Below are 19271 nucleotides of genomic sequence, written 5' to 3' on the forward strand. Positions count from 1 at the left end.
GGCCCGGTGGGTGTGATCAGGGCCGCAGGAGCTGGACGGAGGCGGCGTGTTCGCGCTGCTTCGCCTCGTCCCAGTCGCCGGTGCAGTAGACCGACAGCTCCGAGATACGCCCGTCGGTGAGGTCGGCGCGGATCATCTCGCGGCAGTACCAGTGCTGCCCTTCGTCCTGCCACCGCTCCTCGAACTCCATCGTGAACCCGCGATCGGTCGGATCGACCCGGGTGACCAGCACCTGCCCGGTCACCGGGTGCCCCCCGACCCGGATCGCAACGAGGTCCTCGGCCGTCGCGCCTTGCAACCGCCACTGCGGCAGGCTCACATCGGCGAACACGTCCGGCGCGAACAACCCGTCCGGCGCAGCATTGGTCTCCAGAAACCGGATCAACCCCGCGACCGCGGTCGCCGCCGCCGTCCCGACCGTCTGCGTGCTCATGCCTGGGCCCCCGCTTCGGCGAGGTTCTTCTGGACGACGGCCATCATCGAGTCCAGTGCGTCCTTCGGGCTGAACTCGACGATCGAGGTGCCCGCCGTCAGCAGCGGCAGGTGACCGGGCGGTGCGTAGTACGCGTCGCCGGCGACGTAGGTCTCGTCGTGATCGGGCCAGCGGAAGGTGACCTGGCCCTCGGTCACGACGCCCCAGTGCTCACATGGGCACCGGTCCCCGGGCAGCCCGGCGAAGAGCTGCGCCGGATCGATGTCCTGCTTGAACGTCTCGAAACCGACCGTGTACGCGCCCAGCGGTGCATAGCGGCCGACGATCTCCGGCTCGTCGACCGAAACCGGGGTTGTCCTGCTGTTGGCACTCGGCATGGTGTCCTCCTCCAAAGGGTTCTGAAACTGACACCCCTCAGGCGTGACGATCGAGGGAACACCGTGACGCCGTGCCTCACCGCCCGCGGCGGTGAGGCCTTCTAGAGTGCTGTCGCGTGGATCATCAGATTGTTCTTGTGGGTGGGGCCGGGCTGGCGATCATGATCGCGGCGTCGGTGTTCGCGCGGCGGACCGGGATCGCGGCGCCGTTGCTGCTGGTGGCGCTCGGGATCGGGGCGAGCTACCTGCCGGGCATGCCGGCGATTCACCTGGAGCCGGAGATCATCCTGGCCGGCGTGCTGCCGCCGCTGCTCTACTCGTCCGCGGTCCAGCTGCCGGTGCTGGACATCCGGCGGAATCTGGCGCTGATCTCGTGGCTGTCGGTGGTGATGGTGATCGCCTCGGCGCTGGCGATCGGTGGGTTGGTCCATGCGCTCTTCCCGAGCATCTCGTTCGCCTTGGCGACCGCGCTCGGTGCGGTGGTCGCCCCGACCGACGCGGTCGCGGCGACGGCGATCGGGCATCGGGCCGGGCTGCCACCGCGGCTGATGACGGTGCTGGAGGGGGAGAGCCTCGTCAACGACGCGGCGGCACTGGTGGTCCTGCGGACGGCGATCGCGGTGATCGCGGCGACCTCGGAGTTCAGCCTTCCCGAGACGATCGGTGACTTCGCCTGGGCGGTGGCCGGCGCGGCGGTCATCGGGTGGCTGGTCGGCTGGCTGACCTCGGCGTTGCGGCGCCGGCTCGACGACCCGGTGCTGAACACCACGATCTCTTTCGCCGTTCCGTTCCTCGCCTACTTCCCGGCCGAGGAGTTGCATGCGTCCGGGGTTCTCGCCGTCGTAGCAGCGGGTCTGGTGACCGGTGCGCTCGGCGGCAAGTGGTTCAGCGGCCGGGACCGGCAGACCCAGTCGACCACCTGGACGACGATCAGCTTCATCCTGGAGAGTGCCGTGTTCGTTGCCATGGGCTACCAATTGCCCGAGCTGGTGGACTCGGCCCGGTCGGAGACGACGGGCCAGGAGATGACCGGCCTGGTGCTGTTGGTGGTCGGCCTGTTGGTCGCGTTGCGGTTCGTGGGACTGGCAGCGCCGGTGCTGATCGCGCGGTTCCGGCGGGCCGAGCGGCACGAGCAGGCTCGTGCGCAGCTGAGTCAGTTCGAGGAGAAGCTGGATGCGATGAACCCGGCGGACGCGAGGGAGGAGAACCGCTTGGCCTGGGCGCGGAAGCGACTTGCCCGCGGCCGGGCGGACGTCGAGTTCGAGGAGCGGGAGCCGATCACCGGCCGCGGTGGCCTGGTGCTCGCCTGGGCAGGGATGCGCGGTGTCGTCACGGTGGCGGCGGTGCAGACGATCCCGCCCGGTACGCCGCACGCAGCGACCGTCGTACTGGCCGCGTTCCTGGTTGCCCTGATCACCTTGGTGCTCTTCGGTCTCACCCTGCCGACGGTGATCGCGAAGATGAAGTTCAGTGCGGTGGACGCCGCGGACAAACGGGATTCGGTCCAGGCCCTGATGCGCCGGGTAGGGGAGGAGGCGATCGATGCCCTGGGCCCGCTCGAGGAGCAGACCGTCGACGGTGAGCCGCTCGATCCGGAGCTGGTCAGCACGATGAAGGACCGGGTCGTCCCGCGCCTCGTCGCCGCGGCCCGGCAGGAGTCACCCGTCAAGCCGGACAACAGGGAAGTGATGATGATCGTGCAACGCCGCTACGTCGACGCGATGCGCGACGCCCTGATCGCGGAACGCAGCATCGGCGCCTACAGTTCCGAGACTTACCGCCAGGTCGAATCCTTCCTGGACGTGATGGAACTGCGCTTCAGCGGGATGTGATCTCGTACTCGACCTGGGCCAGCCGGTGGCCGCCGAAGTCGCGTGGGCGGGTGGCGCCGGTTTCGGTGAAGCCGGTCTTGAGATAGAAGCGACGCGATTGCGGGGTGTCGCGCAGCGTCCACAGATGGACCCGCTCGAACCCGTCCGCGCGGAGTTGGCCAAGGGTCTCCTCCATCAGGGCTGCCGCGACGCCGCTGCCCCAGCCGTCCGGATGCCCGTAAAAGCTGAGAATCTCGGCCAGCCCCGGACGCTCCGTCGAGGGTGCACTCCAGGAGAACGCCAGCACCCGGCCGTCCACCGCGCCCACCAGGATCAACCCGTCGTCCTCGGCGACCCGCTGATGCCAGCGCTCCAACCGGGACGCGATCTCCCCGACCGCGAACTCTGCGTCGAAGAACGGCGCATAGACGGCCTCCCAGGAAGCCGCATGCACAACCCCGATCTCCGCGGCCTCTTCCTTCCCCGCCCGGTACACCTCGATCATCGGCCCATCCTGCCTCTAGATGCGACAAGGTCGCAAGAGGGTTAGAGGGAGTCGAGTTCGTCGAGGAGGGATTTGTGGGCGGTCTTGAGACGGTCGGCGAGGGCTCGCCAGTCGGCTGCGCGGGTGGGGGCGGTCTTGGTGGCGGTGTAGGTGTCGACGGATCTGGCGAGGTAATCGGTGACCGCGGTCAAGCCGGCTTCGGCGGACTGACGGGCCGGGCCGTCGAGGCGGGCGATCGCTCGTTCGCACTGGAAGATCAGTTTGTCGATGCCGTCGGCAAGCTGGTGAGCCGTCTCGGCGTGCGCGCGTGCCGGGTCGTGGTCCGCGACCTGACCGGCCCACCGCTGAACCAGCGAGGGGACATCTCGTACCGGGGCAGGCCGTTTGGGCGCCCGCTTCGGCCAGCTGGCGATCAGCAGGACGACGCCGAAGATCACCGGTGCGGCGACGAGGGCCAGCCATTTCCAGGGGCCGACGAGGGCGGCGATCGCGCCGGCGACGGCGAAGACGGCGGCCTCGGTCAGCGCGACCGGCTCGCGGAACCGCCGCCTCACCCGAAGTTCCGGAAGACTTGGACGAACGCGGTCCCGATGTTCAATGGGTTGCTCGCGTCGTACTGCGCGGCCTTGGTGCGGGTCGCGATCTGGGCGAGAATGGAGACGTCTGCGTTGTCGGCCTTGCCATAGGGAACGGTGAAGATCCGGGTCGACGTGTCGCTCTCGCGCGGGTCGAGCTTCTTCAGCAAGGCGGCCGAACCTCCGGGGTACTGCTCGGTGTTCTGGCCATCGCTGAGCAGCACGATGGCGTTGATCCGGTCGGGATCCGTAGTCTGGTCCATCATCTGGCTGGCCGCGTCCGTCACGGAGTACAGGGCCGTGTTCCCCCGTGCCTTGAGACCTTGGATCTTGGCCTTCAGCTGTGCACGGACGTTGCCGACGCGCGAGATCGGCATCACCGGCGTGTAGGTCGGATTCGACGAGAAGGTCCACAGGCCGACTTCGTCGTTGTCGTCGAGCAGGTCGAGCGCGTGCTGGGCCGCGGGGATCAGTTGCTGCAATTTGGTGGGATCGTCGACCCTGGTCGGGTCGTCGACGATCTCGTTCATCGAACCGGAGACGTCCAGCACGAGCAGCACGCGCGCCTTCCGGCGTACCTTGTCCCAGCTGTTCACCATCGCGGCCAGCAGTTTGCCGTCGGGTGGCTGGACGAAGGTCAGCTTCTGGTCGGCCGGGACCTTGAGCGTGTCGATGAGCTGCTGCGTCGGCTGCGAAGCGTTGTCCCGCGGCCGGAAACCGACGTCGAGGAACTCCTTCTGCTGCTCCTTGGCGATCAGGAACTGGTAGAAGTCCTTCGCGATCGTCTTCTGGTCCGGTGTCGCCGAGGCGAGCACGACGAACGGATGGTCGAGCTCGAGTGTGCCGTCCTCGGGATAGACCACCCGCAAGGGATTGGGCGGCACCCGGGCGTCGCTGATGTCCGCGAGATCGCCGCTCGGCGCACCCCGGTTGTAAAGATACGCCATCTGCTCCTGGATCACGACAGCGTCGACGTACGGCCTGTACTTCGCACCGCTCTGTTTCTTCTCCGCGTCGTAGATCTGCCCCATGAACCGGACCGCCTCGTCGCCGTACCGCGTGACCGACGACTCGATGCCGTGCACGAAGGCCGCGACGTCCGCATTGCCGAGATTCGCCTCGGTGAGGTCGCCGGGTGCTGCGTAGTACGTGGCGACCGTGGCGGCGAGACCGGACGTGGACGTCTCCGCGTTGTCGCGGCCGAGGATGAACTTGCCCCACTCGCGCTTCCCGTACGCCGACCAGCCCTTCTTCGACAACTGCAGGACGTCCGCCCACGTCTTGAGCCGGGCACCGTGCTTGTCGAGTGCTTCGGAGACCGACTGCGGCATCGCGATGACGAGCGTGCTGCGGGTGATCGACTGCGGTGCCGGATCGGTCGCGATCAGGTTGCCGTGGCCCTCCTGTTCGAGCAGCCGCAGCCACATCGACGAGGTCGGCAGCCACACCTCGGGCGGGTTCTTCATGCCCTTGGCCAGGGCGTCCTTGGTCGAACCGGAGGTCAGCGAGGTCAGCTCGATCCGGCCGCAGAGACCGTCGACGGCGTGGCCGGCGGCGTTGTACTTCGCGACCAGCTTGCTCATCACGCCGGCCTTCTCGGTCGACGAGCTGACCTGAATGGTGTCGGTCCGGTGGCAGTCCGAGCTTTTCGCCGCACCGCTGCTGTCGCTGCCGGGGTCGGCGCGACCGGGAGCGATCGCCGTGACGGCGACCAGGGCGACTCCGGCCAGCGCGCCGACCAGATGGCCGCGGTGGAAGCGTGTGGACACGTTCTCAGCCCCCCAGGTCCGTCAGCGAGGCTCGGTCAGATCCCAAGTCTCGAAGCTGAATCGCATGACCGTGCCCGCCCAGCGACGATAGGTCGTCAGATTATCGTGGATGGGGTCACCTTCGCGCAGCATGTTCTGCAATCGTGTCCACACGCTTCCCGCGGGGGAGTTCCGCTCCAGTTCGCCGACCAGATCGGCGATCCGGCCGGCCCGGTCCGGTTCCCGTACTGCGGTGACGAGCGCGCGGCAGTCTTCCGGCGCGGCGACGAGCACCGCGAGCAGCACGAGGACTGCCTGGTAGGGGCCGCGAGCATCCGGTCCGATGAACGCGCCGAGCTCGTCGTCGGTGACGGCCGAACGCACCAGCCGGTAGAGGTTCACGAAACGCTTCACCGCGCGAGGCGTGTCCAGCAAGGGCCTCAGGCGCTGGATGAACCGGAGTTCTTCCTCGCGAAGCCGGAGTTGCTGTGGTTGCGGGTGCGCCTGTTGCCGAGGCGCGCGGGTCGACGGCTGGGTGGTTCCTGAGGTAGTCGCGGTTGGCTGCGTACCGGCGTACGGGCTGGATGTTCCTGCTGCCGGAACGCCGGCGGGTACCGGTCCGGACTCGGTCGGGACCAGCGACGCGACGAAGCGATCGCCCTCTTCTCCCATCGGGCGCAGGGCGAAGACGACCTGGAAGATCTTGTCGAGATAGTCCAGCGGGGAGGCGCCGCCATCGGTGCCACCGAACAACTCGGCGTAGTACTGGTCGAGGCATCGCCGCAGCCAACGCGGGTCGACGGCAACGACCACGACGAAGAGCGGAAGGGCGAGCAGCAGGTGTACTGCGGCCAGCACGTCGACCACCTTGCGCGGCGTACACCGGTCGAGGTCGTCGATGTAGAGGATCACTCGCTCGAGCGGCGGCGGACCAGATGAACCGGCCCGGCCCCACTCGCCGAACGCCTGCCGCGCGCTGTCGCTCAATCGGCGCAGATCGGCGTGCACATGACCGAGCAACCCGCGGTACTGGTCGTACCCGCCGGTGCGGGCGTCCTCGATCGCGAGCGCCAGCCGCTCGGCCGCGTCGAGATTCGCGAGCCGCATCCGGGTGTCCCGGACGGACTCGTCGAGGCGGGCCGTCCGTCGTCCCGCGACTCCACGGACTGCCCGCCAGGCCGCGATCACCCGGTCGAGGATCGGGGACGCCGCGATCGCGGTGGCGACGCCGAGGACCCAGGACAGCACGTTGTTGCCCGAGATCCGCCAAGCCAGCCAGGTCACCGCGGCCAGCAGCACGACCCCGACTCCGGCCCAGGCGAGCCGGCCGTTCGACTCCTTGAGAGCCACCCACCACAACCGGAGCCGAGCCTTCGTACGCCGGCCGCCGCCCGCCTTCGGATCGGCCAGCGTTTCGAGGTCGCGAAGCTTCTGCCGTACTGCGTCGCGCTCGGTGCGGACCGCCTCGACCGTCGCGGGCGCCGGATCGGCGAGGCCGGCGAAGAGGTGCTCGACCAGACCGACCCACAACTGGTCGTCGTTGTAGTGCCACGCGTCGAAGCGCACCTGGCGTACTGCTGTCGTGAAGACACTGCGCGCAGGGTTCTGGCGGCCTTGCTCGGTGAGCCGGCCGACGCTGTCCTGGAGCTGGCGCAGGAAGCTCGACTTGCCCGAACCCCAACGGCCGAGCAATGCGATCGCCAGGGGCGGATCGGTCTCGCGATCGGTGATGAGGGCCGCGAGGCTCTCGACGTCGTCGGCGAACTCGAGCAGGTCGAGGGCGCTCTCCTGGTCGCTGCTGAGCCCGACCTGCGGATTCTGCATCGTGCCCGGCGAGACCTCCGCGCCGGTGGTCAGGTCCCAGACCTGGATCGCTCCGTCCTCGGTGCCGCTGATCAGCCGGCGGCAGTCCGGGGTGACCGCGAACGCCTGCACCAGGCTGTCCTCGCCGCGCATGGTGATCGGATCGGCCGCCGCATCCGGGTCCCAGGCCCAGATGCCGCCGTTGTCCCCACCGGCGATCACCTGCCGGCCGTCCGGCGTCACGCACAGGGTGACCGCGTCCTCGCAGCCGGGGAGCTCGACCGCGCGGTCGCCCTGCAGGCGGTTCCAGTACCGCACCCGGCCGCGGGCGGTGTAGACGACGAAGGTGCCGTCGGGGGAGACCGCGACCGCGACGTCGTTGAGGGTCGGGCCGTCGAGCCGGCCCAGCTCGTTGCCGGACCGGTCGGTGATCCGGATCAGTGGCGCGATGCCGGCCGTGACGATCTCGCCGTTCATGCTGACCGCGATGCTGTCGATCCGCCGGTGCTCACCCGGCCGGCCCTGGCCGCGGGTCGGCTGGAGCACCGTGCCGGCCAGGTCGACCGCGGCGATCGCGTCACCGCGCAGCGAGATGGCGATGTCGGTGACGCGGGTGGTGTGCGGGATGGTCGAGGTGGTGTCGTTGGCGACGTCCCAGTCGACCACGATCAGCCGGCCGCAGGAGATCACCCGCTCGTTCTCGGTGACCGCGAGGGCGAGGACCTGGTCGCGATGGTCGCGATGCTCGTGATGCACCGACAGCAGCAGACCGGTGCGCAGATCCCACAGCCGGATCGTGCTGTCGTCCCCGCCGGTGACGATCCTGCTGCCGTCCGGGAACACGGCGATCGCCCGCACCCCACCCTGGTGCCCGGCGAACGGCTGAGGAGCAGTAGACATGGCTGCCGACCCTAGCGCGCCCGGCCCGTCACCGCCTGCCGTCCCCGCGTGGTGGTCGGCTCTAGGCCCACCCGTGGTGCCGGACGCTCACCCCACCCCGCGTGGCACCAAACACTCGCCCCGCCCGCGCGGTGAACCTGTCCTCCTACGCACCCGCAGCCAGAGGTCTGTCCCGACGGACAGGAAATGCAGGCGTGCCCACCTGAGCTTCACGCTCACGCCGTCCGTCCCAGGGAGCGATCTCGGCGCCACTTCCTGTCAATCGGCACACCCGAAGCCGGCCGTCTGCCGAGATGTACCCTCACCGTCCGCAAAGTCAGGACCGACCCGCCGGACGCTGCTTAGTTCGCTCGACGAAGTCGCATTGGGTCCAGCCGGTGAAGGGATTTTCCCCCACTGACACGTTTATTTCGAGGTATCGGCCGAACATCGCGTCAGCGGCCCCCCATCCGCCGATCTCGCCCGGATCTGGAGCGGAGTCGGGCGCAGGCGGAGGTTCAGACATCAGGCGGGGGTTCGGACATGCTGCGGGGCAACGGGGTCTGGACATGCTGGCGGGGTTCCGGGCAGAGCGGCCGGGTTCCGGACAGAGCGGCGGGGTTCCGGACAGAGCGGCGGGAGTTTGGCAGGCCTGCCGGCGGTTCGGAGAAGCAGCCGCGGGCTCGGCCTTCTTTGTCGAGGCGGACCTTGCTGCGGGGAACCGGGGGTCCGGACACCACGTCGGGGGTGGTGGACAAGTTATTGCATGGCCCCACCCCCGAGTAGGTGTCCGAGGTCCCCGAAAGTGACCTGAGGTCCCCGAGGGTGGCCTAAGGTCCCGGACGGTGGCCGAACTGCCCGGAGGGTGGCCTGAGGTCCCCGAGGGCGGCCGAACTGCCCGGATGGTGACCGAGGTGCCCGGGCGGTGACCGAACTGCCCGGATGGTGATCGAGGTGCCCGGGCGGTGATTGAGGTGCCGGTGACTTGGCGGGAACTGTGGGGTGTTTGGTTGATGCGGTGCGTGCCGGCTGCTTTGAGTGAACTGGATTTGTTGTCACTCGGGTCAGCGGCTCCGGGATAGCTGCGTCTTTCTCTGGTCGGTGTGGTGGTGTGTCAAGGGTCTTGATCCCCCAGGGACGCCGAAGGCGCCCTTGATACCCACCACCCCGACTAGAACAATCAAGCAGCCCGGCGACGCACACCAGGCCGCCCTCCGATCCGCGACGCACCAGGCCGGCCTCCGGCGACGCACACCAGGCCCGCCGCACGCAATGCGTGTAGCCCCTCGCCGGATTGGGGCGGGCGGCTGTCGGCTGGGTGAGTGGATCGGACCTACGCTCTGGGGATGGAGTTTGATCGGCATACGTTGGTGCTTCTGGTACGCCGGGCGGATGCGCCTGAGCTCGCCGACGAAGAGGCGGATGCGCTGCAGGATGCGCATCTTGCGTTTCGTGCGGAGCTGCGGGACAAGGGGTATCTCATCGGTGGTGGCCCGTTGGTCGACCAGGATGATGAACGGCTGCGCGGCCTCTCGATCATGACGGTCGATCCGGAGACGGCTCGCGAACTGTCCAGCGCCGACCCCGCAGTACGGGCGGGGCGGTTGGCTGTCGAAGTGATGACCTGGATGGTCCCGGCCGGGAATGTTGAGTTTCACGACGTTCGTGCTCCGCGGTCAGTTGCCGAGGCGCACGCGGACGACTAGCTCATTTGGCAGGTTGGCGGGTGCTGGTGGTGTGCCAGGCGAGGGCGTAGATCAGTACGGCGAAGGCGAAGGCGGCGCCTGCTCGTTTGGTGGCGCCGGTGAGGACGCCTTCGGCGGTGGCGGTCCAGGAGGTCGAGGCGGCTCGGTAGTTGGTGTAGTCGTCGGTAGCGAGCGCGGCAGCGGCGAGGAGTGGGGCTGCGATCAGGAGGGTGAGGACTGTCCGTCGCGTTGCGGGGCTCAGGCGATGGGACTTGCGTGGGGCGCGGTGCTTCCAGAGGAAGTGGGTGACGACGGCGAGACCGAAGACTGTGCTCGCGTATTGGAGCAGTCGGGGCGCGGGCACGAAGGACGCTTCGGTGAGGGCATCCCAGAGGAGATGGGTCGCGATGCCGATGGTTGCGGATATGAGTAGCCAGCCGGGGTACGAGGCCTTGTTTTGCGGTCTTTGTGGGGTGGGGAGACCGAGGAGGGCGGCGATCGGGGCGCGGATCAGCCGGTAGGCGGCGACCAGGGCGACGGCGTACAGGAGGTCGATCGGCAGGCCGCTGAGGGAGTGCGTGTGGGTGGCGTTGAGGAACGAGCCGTACCAGTCGTCGGCGCTGGTCGAGGTGATGCCGGCGGCGGTCAGGAAGTACGGCGTGTCGGGTGCCATCGAGCCGGCGACCAGGGCGGCGGGGACGAAGGGCTGGCGCAGCAGAGGGAGTACCGCGGCGGGATGGGCCAGCGTGAAGGGCATCTCGGGATCTTCTCTGCTCGGCGTGGATAGTACGTGAGAGAGAATACTCCGTCGAACGGACTATAGAGAAATCAGAGCTGTCGCGTAGGCGATGAAGAGCGGGGAGGCGGCTGCGATCGCGGCCAGGGCGCGCGGGCCCGCCGTACGGGTGCTGATCAGGCCGGCGAGGTGAGGGTGAGCAGCGGCCAGGCGCCGTAGTCCGTGGTGAAAACGAAATTCCGCGTGTCGACCAGGGCGATGGGGAACCAGGCGACGGCGGCCGTCCCACCTGCCAGTACTGCGAATTGGCGGTCGCCGCGTCGGTCCGGGGGACAGGCGAGGATGACGACGGCGGTCAAGGTCGCCGCGATCGCTTCCGGTGGGCCGTCGGTGTACAGGCCGGGCGCGATCGTCCACACCAGGGCGAAGCCGAGGAGTCCCGCCAGAGCGACGACGGGGATCGAGCGTCGGATCAGGCCGGCGATTCCGCCGGCGCACATCATTGCCAAGGACAACAGATGCAGGCCTTCGCGGGCATCCGTGGTCGCGAGATGGCTCCAGGTCGATCCTGGGGAGAGCGCGATCCCGGCGTACCAGCGCATCAGCTGGATCGCGGCGTACGCCGAGGTGACGGCCAGGGCGAACGGTGTCGCGAGGGCGAAGAAGCGGCCGCCGGACGAGGCCGAGTCGAGGCCGAGGCGCACCCGGAGCGCATGGGCGATGAGGTCGGCGTCTGCTCTGAGCCGGGCGGGCCAGGAGAGGTCCATCGTCAGCTCGCGGTGGACGTCGAGGATCTCTTGGCCGTGGGCGGTTCGGTAGCCCCCCGGATACAGCCGCAACAGGCTCATGTCGCTGGCGCAGCCCCGGCGGCCAGCCGCCGCGTGAGCTGGCTGGCGATGGCGGCCAGCCGCCCGGGCGCAGCCCCGGCGGCCAGGCGGCGTTTGACCTCGCGGGCGGTGGCGGCCAGTCGTTCTGCTTCTTCCTCCAGGCGCTCGCGGCCGACCGAGGTGAGCGCGAAGATGCGGCGGGCGCGGCCGCCCACGATCTCCTCGCGCTCCACCGCGATCAGCCCGTCCGCGAGCAGCCGGTCCAGTGCGCCGTACAGTGCGCCGGTCCGCGGCGCCACCCGGCCGTCAGTGATCACCTTGACCTCCTGAGCGATCGCGTAGCCGTGCCGGGACTCGTTGGCGAGTGTGGTCAGCAACAGCAGCGCCAGCTCCTGCATCCCTCTTTCCGTCATGCGAACAGAGTATTCCGTTCGACGGACGATGCGGTCAGGAATCCCAGATCGGGCCGAGCGCCGGGATCCCGAGTTGCTCCATCCCGTGCACCACCGACCAGGTCACCTTCTTGTTCGACACACAGATGACCGCCTCGGCATCGGACGATTCGTACGCGGAGTAGGCCAGCTTCACCATGTCGGGTTTGCCGTGCGCATCGGTGTCCCAGATGAGGGTGTCCGGTTGGGCTTCGAGGATCTCGTCGACGAGTACCTGTCCATAGGTCTTGACCGGGTCGCGCGTCACCCAGACCAGCTTGTGCGGGACCCGGGCTGCCAGGACGTGAGCAAGAACAGGACCGATTCCGCTTCCGGTGACTACATAGACAACCTTTCTGAAGACGGTTCCGTAGTTGGCCATTCCGGCGGTGGCGATGCCCCGGACCCAGATGTGCGACGGCGGGTTGTCGATGAAGTCGGCGGTCCAGTCACCGGCCCGCGACACCGCCATCCGGAACCCGGGCGCACCGGGCGTCGGAACCACCGCGAAGCTGTGCCATTGCTGTAGCGGGTGCCGCGCGATGGATCGGGTCGACCCGGCCATCGGCCTGCTCTGGCCGGCTTTGACGAGGGCGACGTGCGACGACGGCCGGGTGACCTCGATCGGGATGCGGCGCAGCAGGAGCCAGGGGATGAGCGAGCTGGTGGTCGTCACCACAAGCACCCAGACGGTCGGCGTACCGGCCAATGCCTTGAGCAACGAACTGGTGCCGCGGCGCTCGTCGGCGAGCAGCAGGGCTCCGATCCAGAACAGGGTCGACAAGGACCAGCCGCCGAAGCGGTGAACGCGCTCGAACAAGTCGTGATGCTTGGCCCGGAAGGTCGGCCGGGAAGTCATCACGATGCCGAGGAGCAGGAGTGACTGGACGTAGTACACGACTAGTAGGCCGACACCCACTTGGCTGGTGGCGGCGACGGTCAGGCCGAGGAACCACAAGGTGCCGCAGATGGCGCCGCCGACGTGCAGTCCGCCGAGGTGATAGCCCTTGGCAAGCGCCCAGCGCAGCCGTAGCGGCCAGGACTTCGGCACCTTCATCACTAATCGCGACAATGCGTTCACGAAGAATTGCTGGCGAATCAGAATTCCGAGCGCGAAATTGACCTGGGCAATGAGGGCGATGTTTGCTGTCTGCCACCAATGATTGCTCGATCCGTAGCCGAAGACGACCAGGTTGGCGGTGATCACCAGCAAGATCAGCCGATGGCTCTGCATCAATCGTGGATGCTTCGGAATCCGCCGCCACCAAGGCAGAACGGCGGGTAGAACGACCTCCTGCTGGAGAGCAGGGCGTTCGTGCATGACCGTACTCATGAAAATTCCCCCAGAATTTTCAGTCCTCCCCGAATTCACCGGTGACGCATCGAATCCCCACCCGATGGACCGCCCCGGTGCCGGGCTCTGTGCATCCCGGTAATGGCTGGTGAGACGTGGCCTCGCGGAGATTGGTTCGCGCTGCAACGAAACCTCAACAATTCGGATCTCCGGCTCGTCGCTGTCGCACGCCGTCGAGCACGCGGCGGTGTACGCGATGATGAGCAGATGCTCATGAGGAGGCAGTCGTGAAGGTGTTTCTGTCGACGGACATGGAGGGAACCGCGGGAGTCGTCGACTGGAGTCAGGTCCGCGGCCCGGGCGCGGAGTACGAGTACTACCGGGGGCAGCTGCAGGCGGAGGTGAATGCCGCGATCGACGGTGCGCTGGCGGCGGGCGCGACCGGGTTCCTGGTCAACGATTCACACTCGACGATGCAGAATCTCCGGCCGGACGAGTTGCACGGCCGCGCGAGCTATCTGTCCGGCCGGCACAAGCCGCTGTACATGATGGAAGGTCTCGACGACTCCTTCGATGCGGCGCTCTTCATCTCGTACCACGGGTCCGCGGGCGCCACGTCGTCCGCGCTCTTCCATACCTACAACCCCCGGGCGATCGCCGAGGTCCGACTCAACGGAGTGGTCACGGGCGAGGCCGGTATCAACGCGTTGGTCGCGCTCGCGCACGGTGTTCCGGTGGTGCTGATCTCGGGGGACCGGCTGACGATCGACGAGGCGCTGCCGTTCTGTCCCGAGATCGAGGGCGTGGTGGTGAAGGAGTCGGTCTCGCACAACGCCGCGTTGTCCCTGCATCCCGTGGCGGCCCAGGAGTTGATCGAAGAGGGAGCGCAGCGCGCGCTGAGTCGACTGGATAGCTTCCAGTTGCCGAGCATCAAGCTTCCGGCGGAGCTGACCATCCGATTCCACGCCGCTGCGCAGGCCGAGTTGATCTGCGCGATCCGAGGTGTCGAGCGCCGGGAGGAGCGGCTCGTCGCGCTGCGATCGGAGGATCCGCTGGAGTTGTTCCGCACCTTCATCGCTGCTGTGTTGCTGAGCCGGGCGGTCAGCGAACTCTGAGACAAGGGTTGGCCAATGATCATTCATCCTCTATGTTACATAGAGAATGTCTTATTGGTCGACGAGTCGGCGGAGATGAGATCGATGACTGACCAGGTCGTGGAGCAAGGGGCCGCGCGGCTGCTCTCGTCGGCGGCGCGGCTGTCGCGGGACCCGATGACCGAGATCGACTGGGAGGCCGGGCAGGACGATCGCTACGGTCTCTCGCCGGAGTGGAGCACGCTCTACGGCACGTCGTACTGGGACGAGCTCAGTGAAGAGAAGCGGCGGGAGCTGACCCGGCACGAGGCGGCCTCGGTCGCCAGCACGGGGATCTGGTTCGAGTTGATCCTGCAGCAGATGATCCTGCGCGATGTGTACTCGACCGACCCCGCCAGCAGCGAGTTCCAGTGGGCGCTGACCGAGGTCGCCGACGAGTGCCGGCACTCGATCATGTTCGCCCGGACGACGGGCAAGCTCGGCGCGGCGGTCTACCGGCCGTCGATGCTCACCCGCGAACTCGGGCGGCTCTTCAAGACCTTGGCGTACGGCGAATCGGCGTACGCGGCCATTCTCGTGGCCGAAGAGGTGCTCGATGTCATGCAGCGCGACTGGATGCGCGATCCGCGGGTGCTGCCGTTGGTTCGGCAGGTGAACAACATCCATGTCGTGGAGGAATCGCGGCACATGATGTTCGCGCGGGACGAGACGCGCGACGCGCTGGCCGGTGCCGGGCCGGTGCGACGCTGGACGAGTGCGCTTGTCGTTTCGATCGCCGCGTCGGTGATCGTGAACGCGATGGTCAGTCCGGCGGTTTATGCGAATGTCGGCCTGGACAGCGCACGGGCTGTTCGCGAGGCGGCGGGGAATGAGCATCATCGGGCCTTGCTCCGGTCGAGTTGCGCTGGGTTGATGGAGTTTCTCGGCTCGGCCGGGCTGCTGACCAAGGCGGCTGTGCGCGTCTATCGGCGCGTCGGGCTGATCTGATCCGCCGATGGCCTTCGTTGTTGGTGGTGGTTGTTGCAGCGATGCGAGTTGCATCGCGGTGTGTCCGGTCAACTGCATCCATCCGGCTCCTGGCGAGCCTGACTTCGGGATGACCGACGGGGTCTACATCGATCCGCAGGTCTGCATCGACTGTGGGGCGTGTGCGGAGGCGTGTCCGGTCGACGCGATCTCACCGCTCGACCAGCTCGCGGCCGACGATCCGCGGATCGCGGTGAACGCGGAGTTTTATGTCCGTCATCCGGAACTTCGCAGCGACGGGGGATTGGAGTCGTGGGGTCCGCCGTCGTTCGATGCCTGGGCGGCGGCCGCTGTGCCGTTGCGGGTGGCGATCGTGGGAGCCGGGCCGGCTGGGGTCTATGCGGCGCGGGAGTTGCTGTTCCGTAGTACGGCGGAAATCACCTTGTTGGACAAGCTTTCGCAGGTCGGCGGGTTGGCGCGCTACGGGGTCGCGCCGGATCATCCTGCGACGCGGCAGATCGTCGGGGTGCTGGAACGGGTTGTTCGGCATCCGCGGATCCGGTTGCGGCTGGGTGTTGAGTTCGGGCGGGACGTGGATCATGCCTCATTGGCCGCGGAGTACGACGCGGTGATCTATGCGGTCGGTGCTCCGGAGAGCCGTCTGGCCGGGATTCCGGGGGAGGGGAGTGCGGGAAGTTGTACGGCAGGGGACTTTGTTGCCTGGTACAACGGTCATCCACGTATCGACGCTTGTCCGGTGGTACTGCGTGGGCCACGAGCCGTTGTCATCGGCAACGGCAACGTGGCGATCGACATCGCCCGGCTACTGCTCAGCGATCCAGCCCGGCTCGCTTCCGCCGACCTGAGCGATCCGGTACGGCGTACGTTGGCCGGCAGCGGGATCCGCGAAGTGGTCCTCCTCGGCCGCCGAGGCCCGGAAGCTGCGGCGTACTCCGAGGCCGCCCTCCACGAGCTCCTGGAACTCGCCCCACTAGAGGACGCCGACCTCACCACCGACCCGCTCCCCGGCCGCCGCCTCGTCCTACGCTTCGCCACCTCACCGAGTCGCTGGCACGACGGCGTCCTCGAAACCTCCACCGGCCTGATCCGCGCCGGCACCCTCATCAGCGCCATCGGCTTTCAAACCCCACCGGTACCAGGTCTCCCGTACGACGACGCGCGCGGTCTCGTCCCCCACGTCGACGGTCGCGTGGTCGGTCTGGAGCGCACCTATGTCACCGGCTGGAGCCGCCGAGGCTCCACCGGCGGACTGGGCCACAACCGCCTCTGCGCCGAACAAGCCGTCTCCACCCTCCTCGCCGACGCGCTCGCTTCGTACAACCCCGAGCCGGCGTACCGCTCGTAGCTTCGTCCGCCTGAGCATCCCGGCGGCTGGCGAGGTGGGGTCTGGCCTGCTGGTTGGTGCCGTTCGACAGGTAGTGCACCTTGAGACGGTGTATACCTCGCGACGATTCAGGCTCAGCTGCACTAGTTGCCCCCGGCTACTACCTGTCCGTCGGCACACATGTTCGCGCGCAACCCCAGCCAGCAACGTCGGCGTGCCTCACACAACTCGGCGGGGGGTCGTAGGCCTTACCGGGCCTTCGGGCAGGCTGACCCGGGTCGCGACACCGCGCATCTCACATCACGTTGCCGGGGCTCCGGACATCTTGCCGGCGGTCCGGACATCTTGCCGGGGGTTGCGGACAGGTTATTGCGTGACCCGGGGTCCGAAATGGTGTCCGAGGACCCCGGAAGGTCCCCGGACACTCGAGCGGATGTGCGGATCGCAGCCGAGCATCTGCTCTCCATCAGCTACGGCACGGGTCGAGCTGGGCCGACCGCCCTCCTCGGCGGGTACAGCTACCGCTGATCTTGCGACCGGTACACCTTCCGCCGTTCTTGTTGTGTCTAGAGGGAGAAGGCCTCGGTGATCTTGGGTTGGGGGACTCCGCCGTTGAGGGTGGGGTAGAAGGGGTGGGTGGGGGTTAGGTCTTTGCGGTGGATGGGGGTGGTGGTCAGGGCTGAGGCGTAGAGGGCGGTGACGAATTCCATGGTGGGGCGGGTGCTGGACAACGTGGTGTCGTGGGGGCGGCCGGTTAGGAGGTCGTCTACTAGGCGGCCTAGTTGGGCCTCGTGGTTGCTGGGGATGTCGTGGCCTGCGGAGGCGGTCCAGACGTCTGAAACAAGGGGTTCTTCGGTGCGGGGTACGCCGGGGTTCAGGCCTAGGGTGGCGGCGACCGTCGCGTCGGGGGCCGGGGTGAAGGTCCAGTCGGCGTCGGAGTAGCCGTAGAGGTGGTTGACCTCCAGGGTGCCGCCGGTGGTGTCGATGCGGATGCGGCTCAGTTCTCGCGGCGACAAGAGGCTGTTGATGACGGTTGCTACGGCGCCGTTCTCGAAGGTGACCGAGGCCATCGACACGTCTTCGAATTCGACCGGGCGGTCCAGCCGGACGGCGGTGGCGTTGATGGTTTGCCAGGGGCCGAGTAGGTGGAGCAGCAGGTCGATCTGGTGGATGCCGTGGCCGAGGGTCGGGCCGCCGCCTTCGCCGACCCAGGTGCCGCGCCACTCGGGGTCGAAGTAGCTGCGGGGGCGGAACCACAAGGTCTCGCAGACGGCGACCCGCGGTTCGCCGAGCACGCCGCGACTGAGCAGATCGGCCGCCCGGACGCCACCCGATCCGTGCCGGTGCTGGAAGACCACATAGACAGAGCCGGCACTCGACCGCTCGGCCTCAGCGACAGCATCCATCTCAGCAAGACTCAGTACCGGTGGCTTCTCCAGCAGAACCGACTTGCCCGCAGCCAGGATCTGGAGCGCCAGAGCGGCATGGCTCCCCGGCGGTGTCGTCACCGACACCAGGTCAGGGTCGGCCTTGGCGAGTAGCTCCGACAGATCGGCGTACGGCGTGGAGCCGAACTTCGAAGCGACCGCCTCGGCCTGGGAGAACACGATGTCGCTGACACCGACGAGCTCGGTCCGGCCGGTGCTCGCATACGCCTCGGCATGGCGGTGACTGATGCCTCCGGCACCGACGATGGCGACCTTCACTTGGCGGCTCCCCGGAGTACGGCCTGCTGTTGTGCGGTCAGTGCGAGCCGCATGGTCTCGAAGGTGTGCTCCTGCGGTGCCGCCGTCGTGGTCCTCTCCTGCACGTCGCGAATCAGGTCGGGGAAGTACGTCAGTTCGACGTCCGAGCAGTCGATGTACTGCGTACCCTCCTGATTGACCAGGAACAGATGGTCACCGCCATCGCGCCCTGCGATGTCGATGTACTTGCGCAGCTCGATGTAGCCCTCGGTGCCGAGGATCATCAGCCGGCCGTCGCCCCAGGTCCCCAGTCCGGCCGGCGTGTACCAGTCGACCCGGATGTAGCCCTGCGCGTTGTCGCTGCGCAGCAACAGGTCGCCGAAGTCCTGCAACCCCGGGTCGTCCGGGTTGGCGAAGTTCCCGACCGTGCTGGCGACGACCTCGGCCGTCCGGGCGCCGGTGAACCAGAGGAACTGGTCGATCTGGTGCGAGGCGATGTCGACCAGGATTCCGCCGTACCGGAACTTGTCGTAGAACCAGTCGGGCCGGCCGGCGCCGCCACCGAGATGCGCCCGGTCACCGATCCGGTGCGGACCGAGGCCGAGCGTCTGTACGACGGTGCCGATCCGCCCGGCACGGACGAGTTCACCGGCCTTGAGCACACACGGCACCTCGAACCGCTCGGAGAACGTCACCGACCAGAACCGGCCGGTCTCGGCGACCGCCTTCTCGATCTGCTCCAGCTGGTCGAAGGTGGTGCAGCCGGGTTTGTCGGCGACGACGTCCTTGCCCGATCGCAACGCGGCGACGGCGATCGCGGCCCGGCGGTCCGGTACGGCGGCGGTGACGATCAGGTCGATCCCGTCCCGGGTCACCAGCTCGTCGGGATCGGCGACGACCTCGACGTCGGGGTACCGCTGCCGGACGTCGGCCGCGATCGCCGCCGACGGGTCGTCGGTCGCCAGCGCGACGAACTCCGCGCCGGCCTTGATCAGGCCGGCGATCTGGCCGTGGATGTGGGCGTGGTCGAGACCGACGGCGGCGAACCGGACGGTGGAATAGGAGGTCAAGATGATC

General features: G+C 67.8%; 17 protein-coding genes. 5 read left to right on the plus strand and 12 right to left on the minus strand.

Features of this window, described 5'->3' with window-relative positions:
* Positions 1-16: 16 nt before the first annotated feature.
* Both ABZ004_RS07930 and ABZ004_RS07935 read right to left on the minus strand, forming a co-directional pair.
* Positions 17-433 carry a hypothetical protein gene (locus ABZ004_RS07930; protein WP_355679019.1) on the minus strand — a complete coding sequence of 139 codons (417 nt, stop codon included), beginning with the start codon at positions 431-433 and terminating at the stop codon, positions 17-19.
* Positions 430-810: a cupin domain-containing protein gene (locus ABZ004_RS07935; protein ID WP_355679020.1), complete on the minus strand. Its 381-nt coding sequence runs from the start codon at positions 808-810 to the stop codon at positions 430-432. Before ABZ004_RS07935 ends, ABZ004_RS07930 begins: the two co-directional genes overlap by 4 nt.
* Positions 811-926: 116 nt before the next feature.
* Here ABZ004_RS07935 and ABZ004_RS07940 point away from each other — a divergent pair, with 116 nt between their 5' ends.
* Positions 927-2642, plus strand: a complete 1716-nt coding sequence (locus tag ABZ004_RS07940) for a sodium:proton antiporter (protein ID WP_355679021.1) — start codon at positions 927-929, stop codon at positions 2640-2642.
* Here ABZ004_RS07940 and ABZ004_RS07945 read toward each other — a convergent pair.
* Genes ABZ004_RS07945 through ABZ004_RS07960 form a run of 4 tightly spaced genes read right to left on the minus strand, consistent with a single transcriptional unit; the run spans position 2629 to position 8152 of the window.
* Positions 2629-3126, minus strand: coding sequence for a GNAT family N-acetyltransferase (locus ABZ004_RS07945; RefSeq protein WP_355679022.1), 498 nt, complete (start codon positions 3124-3126; stop codon positions 2629-2631). The two genes, ABZ004_RS07940 and ABZ004_RS07945, sit on opposite strands and share 14 nt — an antisense overlap.
* A 41-nt stretch (positions 3127-3167) precedes the next feature.
* Positions 3168-3680 (minus strand): hypothetical protein, encoded by a 513-nt coding sequence (locus ABZ004_RS07950; RefSeq protein WP_355679023.1) that lies wholly within the window; start codon positions 3678-3680, stop codon positions 3168-3170.
* On the minus strand, positions 3677-5470 hold the full coding sequence (locus tag ABZ004_RS07955) for an extracellular solute-binding protein (RefSeq protein ID WP_355679024.1): 1794 nt from the start codon (positions 5468-5470) through the stop codon (positions 3677-3679). Before ABZ004_RS07955 ends, ABZ004_RS07950 begins: the two co-directional genes overlap by 4 nt.
* 21 nt (positions 5471-5491) lie before the next feature.
* Positions 5492-8152 (minus strand): P-loop NTPase fold protein, encoded by a 2661-nt coding sequence (locus tag ABZ004_RS07960; RefSeq protein WP_355679025.1) that lies wholly within the window; start codon positions 8150-8152, stop codon positions 5492-5494.
* Between the two features lie 1325 nt (positions 8153-9477).
* Between ABZ004_RS07960 and ABZ004_RS07965 the strand changes: the two genes are divergently transcribed.
* Positions 9478-9837 (plus strand): YciI family protein, encoded by a 360-nt coding sequence (locus tag ABZ004_RS07965; RefSeq protein ID WP_355679026.1) that lies wholly within the window; start codon positions 9478-9480, stop codon positions 9835-9837.
* Position 9838: 1 nt separating this feature from the next.
* Here ABZ004_RS07965 and ABZ004_RS07970 read toward each other — a convergent pair whose 3' ends face one another.
* From ABZ004_RS07970 to ABZ004_RS07985, 4 genes are all read right to left on the minus strand, one after another.
* Positions 9839-10573 carry a DUF4184 family protein gene (locus tag ABZ004_RS07970; protein WP_355679027.1) on the minus strand — a complete coding sequence of 245 codons (735 nt, stop codon included), beginning with the start codon at positions 10571-10573 and terminating at the stop codon, positions 9839-9841.
* Between the two features lie 155 nt (positions 10574-10728).
* The gene (locus ABZ004_RS07975) at positions 10729-11400 is read right to left on the minus strand and encodes a hypothetical protein (RefSeq protein WP_355679028.1); all 672 of its coding nucleotides are present in this window, start codon (positions 11398-11400) and stop codon (positions 10729-10731) included.
* Positions 11397-11792, minus strand: a complete 396-nt coding sequence (locus tag ABZ004_RS07980; RefSeq protein ID WP_355679029.1) for a helix-turn-helix transcriptional regulator — start codon at positions 11790-11792, stop codon at positions 11397-11399. The genes ABZ004_RS07975 and ABZ004_RS07980 overlap by 4 nt, the downstream gene beginning before the upstream one ends.
* A 34-nt stretch (positions 11793-11826) precedes the next feature.
* Entirely contained in the window at positions 11827-13143 is a 1317-nt protein-coding gene (locus ABZ004_RS07985; protein WP_355679030.1) for a hypothetical protein, read from the minus strand.
* 248 nt (positions 13144-13391) lie between these two features.
* Between ABZ004_RS07985 and ABZ004_RS07990 the strand changes: the two genes are divergently transcribed.
* From ABZ004_RS07990 to ABZ004_RS08000, 3 genes are all read left to right on the plus strand, one after another.
* The gene (locus tag ABZ004_RS07990) at positions 13392-14219 is read left to right on the plus strand and encodes a M55 family metallopeptidase (RefSeq protein ID WP_355679031.1); all 828 of its coding nucleotides are present in this window, start codon (positions 13392-13394) and stop codon (positions 14217-14219) included.
* Positions 14220-14303: 84 nt separating this feature from the next.
* Complete coding sequence (locus tag ABZ004_RS07995; protein ID WP_355679032.1) at positions 14304-15185, plus strand: diiron oxygenase; 882 nt, start codon at positions 14304-14306, stop codon at positions 15183-15185.
* Between the two features lie 7 nt (positions 15186-15192).
* Positions 15193-16530, plus strand: a complete 1338-nt coding sequence (locus ABZ004_RS08000) for an FAD-dependent oxidoreductase (protein ID WP_355679033.1) — start codon at positions 15193-15195, stop codon at positions 16528-16530.
* A gap of 545 nt (positions 16531-17075) precedes the next feature.
* On the opposite strand, the gene ABZ004_RS08005 is transcribed toward ABZ004_RS08000, so the two are convergent.
* Positions 17076-18215: a Gfo/Idh/MocA family oxidoreductase gene (locus ABZ004_RS08005; protein WP_355679034.1), complete on the minus strand. Its 1140-nt coding sequence runs from the start codon at positions 18213-18215 to the stop codon at positions 17076-17078.
* The gene (locus ABZ004_RS08010) at positions 18212-19264 is read right to left on the minus strand and encodes a Gfo/Idh/MocA family oxidoreductase (RefSeq protein WP_355679035.1); all 1053 of its coding nucleotides are present in this window, start codon (positions 19262-19264) and stop codon (positions 18212-18214) included. The genes ABZ004_RS08005 and ABZ004_RS08010 overlap by 4 nt, the downstream gene beginning before the upstream one ends.
* Between the last annotated feature and the right edge of the window lie 7 nt (positions 19265-19271).

The sequence above is a fragment of the Kribbella sp. NPDC006257 genome (assembly GCF_040613535.1).
Lineage (GTDB): Bacteria > Actinomycetota > Actinomycetes > Propionibacteriales > Kribbellaceae > Kribbella.